Source organism: Alteromonas sp. G4i35 (assembly GCF_054960375.1).
Genome location: NZ_JBHNZD010000027.1, coordinates 21,477 through 34,483 on the forward strand (window position 1 = coordinate 21,477; position 13,007 = coordinate 34,483).

Consider the following 13,007-nt stretch of genomic DNA (forward strand, 5'->3'; position numbering starts at 1 on the left):
CGATTTTTTGAATCAGCGCGTTCCTAACACTGTAAACACAATAATAAAGCACACTATAAAATGAGAAAAAACCGTTTTCCTACCAATGTCGACGAACCTGTTAAATGGCACGTTCTCTCACAGCTTTGGCCTTATCTCCTAGAGTTCAAGCACCGTGTATTTCTTGCTCTACTCTGCCTAGTAGCAGCAAAGCTTGCCAGCATCGGCCTACCCTATGTATTGAAATACACCGTCGATAGCTTAAATGGCGACCTAACCACGCTTGCATTAGCGGTACCTATCAGCCTTATCGTTGCCTACGGAACACTGCGTTTACTGAATGTTTTGCTCGGCGAAGTACGCGACACGCTATTTGGTCGGGTTACAGAGCGTGCCATGCGCCGCCTTGGACTAAAAGTCTTCAAACATTTGCACAACTTAGATTTGGGCTTTCATTTAAATCGACGCACAGGCGGATTGTCACGAGATATAGAGCGCGGTACCAACGGCGTAAGCTTCCTCATGCGTTTTATGGTGTTTAATATTGTTCCTACCCTGTTAGAGATCACTCTTGTTGTAGGCTTACTCTTGTTTCAGTTTGGCGTATCTTTCGCGTTAATTATTGTAGTTAGCGTGGTGGCTTACATTGGCTTTTCGATGAAAGCCACGGATTGGCGTACTCGCTTTGTTACTCAGATGAATGAAGCAGACTCGACCACCAATTCCCGGGCGGTAGACAGCCTGCTAAATTTTGAAACCGTTAAATATTTTAACAACGAATCCTTTGAAGCCAATCGCTACGACACGGATTTAGCTGCATGGGAAAAGGCACGAAGAAAAAACCGCTTGTCGCTATTTGCATTGAATGGCGGTCAAGCTGCCATTATCGCTATCGCCATGACATCTATGATGGCAAACGCCGCCTTTGGCGTCATGAATGGCGAAATGACCATAGGTGACTTTGTATTGATAAACGCCTTCACCATGCAAATTTTTATGCCCTTAAATTTCTTGGGGTTTGTGTACCGTGAAATTCGAGGGAGCCTTGCGAATATCGATAAGTTGTTTGACCTTCTCGCCCAAACGCCGACCATAAAAGATGCCCACGACGCTACAGAATTAACCTGTGCGAACCCTGCACTGCGATTTAACAATGTGCATTTTGCATACACTGAGAATCGACAAATACTTAACGGCTTAAGCTTTGATGTACCGCCAGGCTCAAAAGTAGCGGTAGTGGGTGAAAGCGGCGCAGGAAAATCAACGCTGATGAAACTACTCTTTCGGTTTTATGAGCCTCAACAGGGCGACATCACGATAAATGGAAAAAACATCGCATCGGTTACGCAACAAAGTCTGCGTTCACATATCGGTATTGTCCCTCAGGATACGGTGCTGTTTAACACTACCTTGCTGGAGAACATTCGCTACGGTAACCCTGATGCCAGCGATGAAGACATTAAACAAGTTATCAAACTCGCGCATCTTGCAGCATTTGTAGAAAGCCTACCTGAAAAGCTAGACACAACGGTAGGTGAGCGAGGCCTAAAACTTTCTGGTGGCGAAAAGCAGCGCGTATCTATCGCAAGGGCCTTACTTAAAGGCGCGCCAATCATGATTTTTGATGAAGCCACCAGCTCGTTAGACAGCACGTCAGAACGTGCGATATTAGCGGCCCTTCGCGACGCTGCTAAAGGACACACCAGCTTAGTCATCGCCCATAGACTGTCCACAATTGTTGATGCCGACAAGATCCTTGTACTTAAAAACGGTACCATTGTAGAGGAAGGGACACACACTTATTTGCTTGAGCAAGGTGGTGAATACGCAGCACTATGGCAAGCACAGCAGCGTGAAGATGAAGACCTCATCGAAAATTCCAAGACAAAAGGTAATCAGTAAATGGACCCAACGCTTATCAAAGCCGCAATTAACCAAGTGATGCCCTTTGGCAAATACGCTGGAAGACGCCTATTTCATTTACCTGAACCCTATTTGGTCTGGTTTCACAAGCAAGGCTTTCCAGAAAACAAGCTTGGTGAACAGCTCGCTTTAATGTATGAAATTAAGCTAAACGGCTTAGAGTCTGTTGTAGAACCGCTATTAAATGACGACTAGCAATCACAAGGGGACTCGGCGTCCCCTAATGGCAAAATGAGTAAACTCTAACCACACGAAGAATTATGTTAGCAAGACCCAGAAAGCAACGTCGAAGTGACGTAAACGAACGCATCAAAAAAATACACAATGCCATTGCCGACAAACTGATGTTGCAACCAGAACTATTCGAAGAAGTCGAAAAAACATTAGAAACCCGTTATCACAACAAAATGATGCGCTATGGAAGCTACCTTCTTTGGAAAGGAATAATTGAGGCTCGCCATCAACCAGACGTATTTAAGGCGCTTCTTTTGGCTGACGATGAGCGCACAGCCAACTTAAGAAGAGAAACCATCTTCGTCGGTATTTTAAGTGAAGATGAACGAGCCGCCATTTTTGCAGGTTAACCAATTGCTAGCTTAGCTTCTGGGTATTTAATGCGGCTTATTCGAGGGCTGGCAATAAAATAAGCCAATGTTAAAGGCCCTAATCTACCCGCGTACATCAGTAAGATAATGATCCACTCACCACTGTTTGACAGCTCGCCAGTTAACCCTCTGGAAAGACCCACGGTCCCAAGAGCAGAAACCGCTTCGAACACGATATCCAAAAAGTCAGCTTTTTCTGACATTAATAAAAGAAAAATAGCTATCCACGTAATACCTATGGAAATCATCGTAAGCGCTAGCGCTTTGCTGATAGTGTCATTTGAAATTGTTCTGCCAAAGAGTCGTGGTGCAGCTCCCCGCTGAATATAGTTGTATGCGGCAATGATTAAAACGATGAAAGTCATCAGTTTTATACCGCTTGCGGTACTCATTGAGCCCCCGCCGATAAACATTAACAACAACATTAATGCTGTCGTTGGATCTTCTAACGATGCTATATCCAGCGTATTAAAGCCGGCTGTTCTTGGAGTAACGGCTTGAAACCAAGATGCCCATAATGCGCTTTGAGTATCGAGGTTCGCCAAGGTTGCAGGATTATCACTTTCAATAACAAAGATAAGCAAAAAGGCGGTTACATTGACAATTAGCGTACCCAATATCATTGTCTTGGCATACACAGAGATACGTTGCCATCTGCGCTTTTTATGAAGCTCTATCCAAACGGAAAACCCGAGACCACCAATAATAAATAATGCAGAAATAGTGATGTTGATAATCGGGTCTCCCACATAGGCGGAAAGACTATCCCCACTAAGTGCAAATCCTGCGTTGTTGAACGCAGAGATGGTGTAAAAAAACGCGTGAAATAACGCTTCACTTACTCCTTTTTCCTGCATCCAGTAGGCCGACAGAATACAAAAACCCACTAACTCAACGAAGAAGGCAAAAATCAGTACCGACTTTGCTGTAGACACAAGCGTTGATAAATCTGTTTGATTAAACGCCTCCTTCACTGCCGATTGCTGCAAGAAACTGATTTTACTTCCTAAGGCAATGAGCGTGACGATAGCAAACGTCATCAACCCTAGGCCCCCCAGCTGGATTAAAACCGCAATCACCGCTTGTCCAGCAGTTGTAAAAACAGATCCGGTATCGACTACCACAAGACCCGTTACTGTCACCGCCGATGTGGAAGTAAATAGGCTTTGGATCCACGAGATGGGCTCATGAGTCATCATTGGTAATTTTAGGATAACGGTGCCTAAGAAAATCACCGCCACAAAGCTTAGAGAGAGAATAAGAGGCGGCCCTACCTGAATTTTATTGATACCTTTAGGCGAGCGCTCTATCGGTCTGTAGCCAGGATCCCATCTATTCATTGTGCTAGCCTGGGCGCTATTTTAACAAGGTTCTCTCTATGGCCGCAGAGAATAACGGTATCTTTCGAAGTAACTTCAAAGTCTAATGATGGATTATGATGTAGCTGGTGACCTCGCTTAACTAACAAACAAGAGACTTGCCCTTTACCGACGGACAGCACGTCTTTTAAGCGCTGTGAAGAAAAGTGATCAGACAAAATAACATCAACGATATAAACGCCGTGCCCTATACCCAAGTAATCATTCACCATTGGGTAGTTAAGCGCTTGCGCCACCCTTGCTCCCATCTCTTCTTCAGGATGAATGATTTTCGACACACCCAGCTTGGATAAAATAGCGTGGTGAGCAGAGCTATTAGCTTTCACCCAAATATTGGCTACGCCCAAGTTTTTTAGTGCTAACGTACACAGTAAGCTAGCTTGCATATCCTCGCCAATAGCAACAAGCACGGCTTCGCTCTGACACAAGTTTAATTCCTTGAGTGCACGCTCATCACTGGCATCACACACAACGCACTGTGTAAACTCACCTGCATACTGTTCAACCAGCTTTTCACTTTGGTCAATTCCTGTAACGGTGTGCCCCATATGAATTAACTCTAAACTGGCCGTTAAGCCAAACTTGCCAAGCCCAATTACACTAAAGTGCGACATTAATTAGCCTCCGGTTTATCAACCGCTATTCGGTAGCCTTGTTTAGGCATTGTCTCTATTAAATCTTTCTCGAACGGATCTATTTTCTTTCTAAGCTGTCTTACAAGAACGCGGATGTAGTGGGTGTCTTCACTGTGATGTAGCCCCCATATTCTTCTCAACAATTCTTGCTGACTAATAAACGCCCCAGGCTGTTTTGTAAGCTCGTCAAGAAGCTGAACTTCTTTTGGGGCCAGCGCGATAACTTCGCCTTCAACGAGCAGCCGTCGCTCGGTAATATCCAATGCTATCTTGCCAATCTGTCGTGTGGGCGTTGTGGGCTCAACCACAGGATTGAAGTCTCTAAGCAGTACTTTCACCCGGGTGACAAGCTCTCTGATCCCAAAAGGCTTGCTAACATAATCATTGGCCCCCCGGGACAACAGGTCGACCTTGTCTAACTCCTGATCTCTTGCAGACAACACGAGCACTGGCAGGCGACTAGATTCTCTTATGCGTTTAAGTACTTCACTCCCCTCACCATCAGGTAACCCTAAATCGAGTATGACAAGGTCAGGACGGTGCTGATTAAACAATGACAGAGCTTCTCGAACCGAAGCAGCTTCAACACAAAGGTAGCCTTCTGCACCTAGCGCAATGCTCAGCATCTGACGAATATTCGCATCATCTTCAACAAGTAGAATGGTGTGGCTCATTGCGCTAATCCCTTTTTGGAATTGTAATACTGACGAGAAGGCCTGGTGTGGTATTCGACAGCTTGATAGCACCACTATGGGCGTGAACTATGCCTGCTGCTACGCTTAGCCCTAAGCCAATGCCGCCTTTTCCACTATCGCTGCGACGACTGGTTTGAAAAAGCTGTATTGGCGCTTGAAGCTGTTCATCACTGATCCCTTCGCCTTTATCGGCTATTTGAAACTTAAACTCTCCATCAGAGTGGCTAACCATCAGCAATACACTGTCATCGCTGAATTTAAGGGCATTATCAATTACGTTAAATAAAGCTTGTTCAAACAGTGATTCAGACACAGTTATACCGCGACTGTCACTGTTGTTGATCACTTTTAGTCGACCACTGTTAATACGACTTTCAAGGTTAGCTAAAAAGGCAGTCAGGTTTACATGGGTTAAATTTAGCGCTAACGCGTTATGCTCAATTCGTGTGGCTTGAAGCAGGTTCTCAACGTAAACATAAAGGCGTTTACCTTCATCGTGAACCCCTTTTAACAGTGCCTGTCTCTCAATGTCATCAAGCTTGTCTTGATATGTCATATAGGTTTCAACAGAACCGATAATGGTAGAGAGCGGCGTACGCAAATCGTGGGACACAGATCGCAGGACACTAGATTGTGTTTTAACAACCTGTAGTGCATGTTGTTGAGAATTGACGTAGACAGCAAGCTCGCTAATGAGGATGGCTACAATGATGAAAACGACAAAATTTATGCTGTCTTCAACTTCTGCAATTTGAAATGAGTGCAAAGGCTCGGTGAAAAAATAATTAAAGCTCAGTGCTCCGGCTACCCCTGCAAGCAAGCCGTAAAACCTTGAGGTCGTTAACGCCACAATGGCACACGCAAGCTGTAGAATGAGCAGAATACCGCCAAGCGGCAGTAACCAGTTGCTAAGTGCTAAACACCCTAAAATAGCCACAGCCATAATAAAGAGTGTATAGAAACCGTGTTTAAATTGGGTCATAGGTCAATCGTGTTTACTTCAACACAACGAGCATATCAACCTAACCTCAAATATACGCGTAAAATTTAGGTAAAAAAAACGGCATCTCAATGATGCCGTTTCTTCAACATTGCCAATGCGATGTTGGTCACTTTAAGCATTACGCATTACGCATTACGCATTACGCATTACGCAAATGATCAGCCACCAAGAATGCCATTTCAAGTACTTGGTCTGCATTTAAGCGCGGGTCGCATTGCGTTTTGTAGGCTTGCGCTAAGTCTTCATCGCTAATTTCATAAGCACCGCCAGTACACTCCGTTACGTGCTGACCGGTCATTTCAAGGTGAATACCACCAGCGTGAGTACCTTCTGCTTCGTGAGCTTGGAAGAACTGCTTAATTTCTTTCAAAATTGCATCGAAGTTACGGGTTTTATAGCCGCTAGATGCCGAGAACGTATTGCCGTGCATCGGGTCAGAGCTCCACACAACGTGTCTGCCTTCAGCTTTAACTTTACGCAATAAGCGTGGCAAATTGTCGGCTAAATTATCGGCGCCCATACGCGTAATTAGCGTTAAACGACCTGGATCGTTTAGCGGGTTAAGCGCATCTATTAAACGGATAAGCTCGTCTTCTTGCATGCTTGGCCCCACTTTCACACCAATTGGGTTGTGAATGCCACGGAAAAACTCAACGTGCGCATGGTCAAGTTGACGGGTACGCTCGCCAATCCACACCATGTGAGCCGAACAATCGTAAGGCTTACCGGTAAGGGTATCGATGCGTGTTAGCGCCTGCTCATAGTTCAACAGCAATGCTTCATGCGACGTGAACAGTGAGGTCTCGTGCAGCGTAGAACTGGTTTGTGCGTTAATACCAATAACATCCATAAACTCAAGGGTATCTTGAATACGGTTGGCCATATCAGAATAACGCTCTTTAAGCGGGTTATTTTCAACGAACGCCATGTTCCAGCGGTTAACTTCATGAAGGTCGGCCAAACCACCTTGCGCGAACGCGCGAAGTAAATTCAGTGTTGATGCACTGCGATGGTAGGCTTCCAACAAACGGTCAGGATCTGGTCGACGGGCCGCTTCGGTAAATTCGAAGTTATTGATGATATCACCACGATAGCTTGGCAAGGTCACGCCATCGCGGGTTTCGAAATCTGATGAGCGCGGCTTGGCGTACTGGCCTGCCATACGGGCAACCTTAGTTACCGGACAACGACCAGCAAAGGTAAGCACAATGGCCATTTGAAGAATAACTTTAAAGGTATCGCGAATTTTAGGCGCATTAAATTCGTCAAACGACTCAGCACAGTCGCCGCCTTGTAAAAGAAAGCCTTTACCCAAGCTGACTTCACCTAGCTGGCGTCTAAGCTCACGGGCTTCAGCAGCAAATACAAGCGGAGGATAAGAACTTAATGTTTGCTCTACTTCTTTTAAACGTACTTTGTCGTCGTACTCTGGTTGCTGAAGAATAGGTTTATTTCTCCAACTGTCTACTTGCCAATTACTCAACGGTGTTCTCCTGAATAAAAAACGTAGGGCAAACGTTTTACTGAAAATATTTATTGAAGCTAGATGCTTCGAATAAAAAGACTGTAACGCGCTTAACAGTGCGTCTGTAGCGCTTTTTTCTAATCAGCCTAATGTGAAAATGTGAATCTAAAAAAATGCTGGGGGCACTTTACCACATTTATTCTAGGGAAATAGGTGCGCAAACTTGAATTTCTAGAAAGTTATCGTGCTTGCTTATAGCAAAATGGCATTCAAACACACTTTCTAAGTTTGTTTGCGTGGTCACCTCTTGTGGCTTACCGAACGCTACCATGCGACCTTTTTGCATAAGCCATAAACTATCGCAATAGTTGGCACTAAGCGCGATATCGTGAGACGTCATAAGTAGGGTATTCCCTTTATCGCAAAGGAATTTTACCAAACTAGCCAGTGCATATTGATGCCTTATATCAAGCCCTTGCAGAGGCTCGTCTAAAAACGCTATGCCCTCTCCGCGCTCTAACTGCGGCCATATTTGCAAAAGCGAACGACAAATTTCTACTCGCTGACGCTCACCGCCAGAAAGCTGAGTGAGAATTTTGTTTAAGAACCCCGATACTTCAAGGGCTTTTTCTAAAATCGGTGGAATTAGTTCATCTTGCTGTGCTGTTGCATAAAAGCTTAGGTACTCTTTTACCGACAAGTGAAAACCACTTTCGCTTTGTTGCGCCAATAAAGTGCGCACGCTTGCAAGTGTCGCCAGCGACCAGCTATCCATAGGTTTACCTAGCAGCATGACGGTGCCTTCGTCAGCTTCGATAAGACCCGCAAGGGTAAGTAACAGCGTTGATTTCCCTGCCCCATTTGGCCCTATAATGTGAACGCACTCGCCTTTATTTGCACGTAAACTTTCCACCCAAAGGCGCGATGCCACTTTTACATTCTGTAAGCTTAAAACGGTATCTGGTAGGTTATGGCTATTCGCTAGGCTATTGCTATCCGCTTCGCTTGGACTTTCTCCTACACCATTTTTGCTGCTGTTTTGCTTTGTGTTAACACCAAGTGCGGCATGGCCACTTGTATTTATTTTCACATCGCTGGTCGAAACTGGGCGTTGGTGGGTAGTACTATTGTTTGTCGTCATTTCATTTCCCCCTTCACTACCCTTTTATTTGACCTTTTGCTAATGCCCAAATTAATAATGGACCGCCTAACGTAGCTGTTACCATAGACACCGGAAGCGCAATGGCACGGGTCATTTCAGAGCTTAACGCAACCAGCATCAGCAGACTTGCACCACTTAATGCACTTAACGGCAACAAATAGCGATTATTATGCCCGATGATCAAACGTAAGATATGCGGTACTAATAAGCCAACAAAAGCAATAGAGCCTGCCATAGACACCGCAGTACCTACAGCAATAGCGCAGACAATGAGTGCGCGCTCAGTGAGTTTCTCCACATCCACACCACTACTTTTTGCTGCAAGTTCACCAGCATAGAGCTTGTTTAAATCGCCGGCGAAATAAAGCTGTAATGCGACAGCAACAGCGATTAACGGGCCGCCCACTGACAAAATTAACCAGTTAGTTTGGTACAAACTACCCATTAACCAGAAAGTAAGATTGCGCAGGGCATTAGCGTCGCTGAACATGTAAAGCCACGCTATAACGGCGCCGCTAAGAGTAGAGATGGCAATACCCGCTAGAATAACAGCCGTAGAGGAGCCCAACAGTTTTCTGGCTAAGCGGTAGATAATAAATGTAGATAACAACGCACCAATAAAACATCCCAAAGGCAGCAAATAGTGTAGGTACGCTGTAGCCCATTGTGGGGTGAGCAATAGCAAAAGCGCAGCAACCAAGCTTGCGCCACTCGTAATGCCAATAATTCCCGGATCTGCCAGGGGATTTCGCAGTACTACTTGCAAGGTAGCGCCACTTGTAGACAGTGCCGCCCCTACTAAACACGCAGTGAGAATAAGCGGTATTTGAAGCTGAACAATAATATGCTGTTTTAGTTCAGCCGCCGTATCAGACAGCCCTGTCACGCCAACAATCCCTACCACACCTATGACGAGTGACAAAAGTACTGTTATTACAACCAAAGTGACGGCGGTGCGTTTAGTTCCTGTCATTGTCAATACGGGTTCTCAACGTGGGCTTTCGAGATGGTTTATCAATATGATTTGCGTTTATTGTTGTTGGGTTTGTTTAATATGCGCAATCAAACCGTCCGACGCTTCTTCGATAAGATCCAACACCAGCTCAAAGCCGCGCTTGCCGCCATAATATGGATCAGGTACTTCTTTATCGTCTGCATTTGCAAAATCAAGAAACAGCTTAATTTTATCGTGGTACTGGCTAGGCGACATACCGTGCAAATTAGCAAGGTTGCTGTTATCCATGGCAAGAATGAAATCAAATCGCTCAAAGTCGCTTTCATCCACACGTCGGCATTTTAGCCCTTTGAAACTGTAGCCTCGTTCTACGCCTGCGGCTTGCGAACGCTTATCGGGCGGGTTACCAATGTGATAGCCGTGGGTTCCCGCTGAGTCAATTTCAATATTTAATCCGGCTTGTGCAGCCTTGTGTTTGAACACGGCTTCTGCGGTTGGAGAACGACAAATATTACCCAAACACACGAACAACACCGATGTAGATTGTTTCATTCAAAATCCTATTTCAACACAGTGACGGAGCGCGACTAAACTTTATGCCTAGTTTCACGTATGATACGCCGTCAGAAAAATTGTGGAGTTAGTATGACCGCACATGTACTTATGCTAAGTAGCTCACGTCAAGGCGACGAGGCTTACTTAGAGCACGCTAGAGCGCTTATTTTTGCACACTTAGGCGAAATTCGCGACCTTCTATTTGTTCCTTATGCCGCCGTCACTCAAACGTACGATAGCTATGTAGACGCCGTTGCTACCGCCCTGCCAGAGTGCAAGGTTACTGGGCTACATTCCGTTGAAGATCCGGTTGCCGCAGTCAATAACGCGAAGAAAAACGGCCAAGCCATTGTTGTAGGCGGTGGAAACACCTTTCACCTGCTTTCTACCCTTTATGCAAACGCGCTTATTGTGCCAATAAAGCACGCCATCGCCGATTGCACTCCTTATATTGGCTGGAGTGCAGGTTCGAATATTTGTGGTCAATCAATTAGAACCACTAACGACATGCCCATTATCGAGCCGCCGAGTTTTGATGCACTAGATATCGTGCCGTTTCAGTTAAACCCGCATTACACCGATTATCAGCCGCCGGGTCACAATGGCGAAACCCGCGACCAACGTTTGGCAGAGTTCACCACGCTTAATCCAACCACGCCAGTAGTTGCTATTCGCGAAGGTACAGCGCTGCGCCTTACTCATAATCAACTTACCCTAGTAGGTCAAAAAGACGGCTTTATCTTTCTAGGTGAAGAAAAAAAGCCAATTCATTCAGGTGATGATTTAACTTATTTGCTTGATAGCGGCGAATAACGCCTCATCGTTGGGCGCTACCTGGTAAGGAATTTCTGCCAGTAGCGGTTCGGGTAACATGGCTTTAAGAGAGTGCAGATTTTCTTGGTATCGCGTCATGTTACCCGTGATGTCGTTCGCAACCCATCCTTTAATGGTAAGTCCATCGGCGCGAATTGCTTCTGCAGTTAATAACGCATGATTTAAGCAACCCAAACGCATGCCTACAACTAAAATTACATCCATTTTGAGTGTTTTCACGACATCAGAAAGATAGTAAGTGGGCGTATACTCATCACCTACCGTTAGCGGTAAACGCCACCCACCTGCACCTTCCATTAACAAAAGATCTGGTTGATAGGCGTGCAGTTCGTCAAGCCCTCTAGCTATTCCGTCAAACGTTAACGCAACACCTCCTTCAAGGGCAGCAATATGTGGTGCAATAGCCGGTTTTAGTGCAATTGGGTTTATTTGATGCAAAGGAAGTGTCTGTCCACTTTCTTCGTTGTTTTCATTTGCGCTTTTTAGCTCGTTATTGTCTGTAATTCTAATGGCTTTATTAGCGCGTATTTTGGAGCACGCTTTCTGAATATTTAGCGCATCTTCGTTAACCCACTCGCCGTTTACTTGTTCGCATCCGGCTGCAATAGGCTTGTAGCCGATGGCGCTTAACGAGGATTTTTGCGCAGCTTGTAGTAGTTGGCAGGTAACATAGGTTTTACCTACCTCGGTGTCGGTACCGGTAATGAAATACTGCTTCATCGTTTTTCCAATCTAAAATGACTTACGCGGTAGGTAAGCGGTAACTTACTTTCTACACCACTCATATTGCTGTAAGCCATGGCTAATTTTTTAATATCTCGACGGGTGAGCGGCGGTTGTTTTCGCCCGGTCTCTCCTGCCCCTACACCTTTCACAGAGCGCAATAGCGACATAATATCGTGGTGAGAATCGACATAATCTTTGGTAATCACCCGTTGCAAAGAGAGACCTGACTGCTTAAAGCCATTTACCCACTGTGCGGTAGTTGGCATATAGGTTTCGGCCTGTGGAAGCTGCGCCACTTTGCGCGCCGTTTTAAGCTCACTAAATGAACCCGCCACCATAATCGCCAGCTCGGCAAGACCACCGTTTTTAAGCACTCGCGCTATCTCACTGGCAACAAGCCCAGTATCGCTAACCCACTGAAGCGCCATAGACGAAAATACGGTTGAAAATTGGCTATCAGAGAAAGGCAAATCAACAGCACTACCTTCTACGAAAATGGGGTCAGAGTACATTTTTCTGGCCTGCGCTAACATGCCCTCGGCAATGTCTACGCCAGTTGCGGCTGCACCTTTATTTGCAAGGGTTTGGGTATGAATGCCAGTACCACAGCCGATATCAAGAACCGTACCCTGTAAGTCTATCGGTAAGTTCGCTAATGCCTGCTTAGCAATAATGCGCTGAACACCCGCAATACTGTTGTACTGCACAGCCGCTTTTGAAAAACGATGTGCCACGTCCTGCTCATTAATTGTTGAAGCAGTACCATTACGCTCAGCTTTTGCAGCGCCTTTAGTTGTTATAGAGCCTTTAGCTGTTTTAGAGCCCTCAGCTGTAACATAGCCCTCAGTTTTTGCCTTCTCCTCGGCATGCATATTGGCCGAAGCTTTGGAGGAGCAATCAGAAGGGTAAGCAGTTTTAACTGTGAGAGCCCCTTCAGCGTTGGTCGCACTTTTAAAATCGAGAGGTGCCTCGGACGAAAAAACCCCGTTTGCCTTAAAAGCCGCCTGCGCCGCGTCACGCGACAGCTTACCGTCGAAGAGACTTCTCGATTCTGCCGACATAGCAGCTTTTATAGCGGGACTTAGTGACAT

14 protein-coding genes are annotated in these 13,007 nt (G+C 45.6%); 4 read left to right on the plus strand and 10 right to left on the minus strand.

The annotated features are described in order from the left end of the window. Nucleotides 1–60 precede the first annotated feature (60 nt). From ACFI6L_RS16720 to ACFI6L_RS16730, 3 genes are all read left to right on the plus strand, one after another. Nucleotides 61–1,881: an ABCB family ABC transporter ATP-binding protein/permease gene (locus ACFI6L_RS16720; protein ID WP_462574445.1), complete on the plus strand. Its 1,821-nt coding sequence runs from the start codon at nucleotides 61–63 to the stop codon at nucleotides 1,879–1,881. Continuing rightward, entirely contained in the window at nucleotides 1,882–2,097 is a 216-nt protein-coding gene (locus ACFI6L_RS16725) for a DUF3820 family protein (protein WP_014948919.1), read from the plus strand. Nucleotides 2,098–2,162: 65 nt separating this feature from the next. Continuing rightward, complete coding sequence (locus tag ACFI6L_RS16730; protein ID WP_061094648.1) at nucleotides 2,163–2,486, plus strand: hypothetical protein; 324 nt, start codon at nucleotides 2,163–2,165, stop codon at nucleotides 2,484–2,486. Here ACFI6L_RS16730 and ACFI6L_RS16735 read toward each other — a convergent pair. The 8 genes from ACFI6L_RS16735 to ACFI6L_RS16770 all read right to left on the minus strand — a co-directional run bounded on the left by ACFI6L_RS16735 (nucleotide 2,483) and on the right by ACFI6L_RS16770 (nucleotide 10,353). Beyond that, the gene (locus ACFI6L_RS16735; protein WP_039227356.1) at nucleotides 2,483–3,847 is read right to left on the minus strand and encodes a TrkH family potassium uptake protein; all 1,365 of its coding nucleotides are present in this window, start codon (nucleotides 3,845–3,847) and stop codon (nucleotides 2,483–2,485) included. The two genes, ACFI6L_RS16730 and ACFI6L_RS16735, sit on opposite strands and share 4 nt — an antisense overlap. Next, nucleotides 3,844–4,500, minus strand: a complete 657-nt coding sequence (locus ACFI6L_RS16740; protein ID WP_014948916.1) for a potassium channel family protein — start codon at nucleotides 4,498–4,500, stop codon at nucleotides 3,844–3,846. The genes ACFI6L_RS16735 and ACFI6L_RS16740 overlap by 4 nt, the downstream gene beginning before the upstream one ends. Then, on the minus strand, nucleotides 4,500–5,195 hold the full coding sequence (locus ACFI6L_RS16745; RefSeq protein WP_049585909.1) for a response regulator transcription factor: 696 nt from the start codon (nucleotides 5,193–5,195) through the stop codon (nucleotides 4,500–4,502). Before ACFI6L_RS16745 ends, ACFI6L_RS16740 begins: the two co-directional genes overlap by 1 nt. 4 nt (nucleotides 5,196–5,199) lie before the next feature. Next, nucleotides 5,200–6,198, minus strand: coding sequence for a sensor histidine kinase (locus ACFI6L_RS16750; protein WP_156078139.1), 999 nt, complete (start codon nucleotides 6,196–6,198; stop codon nucleotides 5,200–5,202). Between the two features lie 160 nt (nucleotides 6,199–6,358). Further along, the gene (locus ACFI6L_RS16755) at nucleotides 6,359–7,702 is read right to left on the minus strand and encodes a class II 3-deoxy-7-phosphoheptulonate synthase (protein ID WP_014978802.1); all 1,344 of its coding nucleotides are present in this window, start codon (nucleotides 7,700–7,702) and stop codon (nucleotides 6,359–6,361) included. A 178-nt stretch (nucleotides 7,703–7,880) separates the two neighbouring features. Further along, a complete protein-coding gene (locus ACFI6L_RS16760) occupies nucleotides 7,881–8,825 on the minus strand; it encodes an ATP-binding cassette domain-containing protein (RefSeq protein WP_462574446.1) in 945 nt (314 codons plus the stop codon). A gap of 16 nt (nucleotides 8,826–8,841) precedes the next feature. Next, nucleotides 8,842–9,819, minus strand: coding sequence for a FecCD family ABC transporter permease (locus ACFI6L_RS16765; RefSeq protein WP_462574447.1), 978 nt, complete (start codon nucleotides 9,817–9,819; stop codon nucleotides 8,842–8,844). Nucleotides 9,820–9,876: 57 nt separating this feature from the next. Beyond that, the gene (locus ACFI6L_RS16770) at nucleotides 9,877–10,353 is read right to left on the minus strand and encodes a low molecular weight protein-tyrosine-phosphatase (protein ID WP_014948910.1); all 477 of its coding nucleotides are present in this window, start codon (nucleotides 10,351–10,353) and stop codon (nucleotides 9,877–9,879) included. A 93-nt stretch (nucleotides 10,354–10,446) separates the two neighbouring features. On the opposite strand from ACFI6L_RS16770, the gene pepE reads away from it, so the two are divergent. Next, nucleotides 10,447–11,169 carry a dipeptidase PepE gene (gene pepE, locus ACFI6L_RS16775; protein ID WP_423083693.1) on the plus strand — a complete coding sequence of 241 codons (723 nt, stop codon included), beginning with the start codon at nucleotides 10,447–10,449 and terminating at the stop codon, nucleotides 11,167–11,169. Here pepE and bioD read toward each other — a convergent pair. Continuing rightward, nucleotides 11,140–11,910 carry a dethiobiotin synthase gene (gene bioD, locus ACFI6L_RS16780; RefSeq protein ID WP_462574448.1) on the minus strand — a complete coding sequence of 257 codons (771 nt, stop codon included), beginning with the start codon at nucleotides 11,908–11,910 and terminating at the stop codon, nucleotides 11,140–11,142. The genes pepE and bioD overlap by 30 nt on opposite strands. Continuing rightward, the gene (locus ACFI6L_RS16785) at nucleotides 11,907–13,007 is read right to left on the minus strand and encodes a methyltransferase domain-containing protein (protein WP_462574449.1); all 1,101 of its coding nucleotides are present in this window, start codon (nucleotides 13,005–13,007) and stop codon (nucleotides 11,907–11,909) included. The genes bioD and ACFI6L_RS16785 overlap by 4 nt, the downstream gene beginning before the upstream one ends.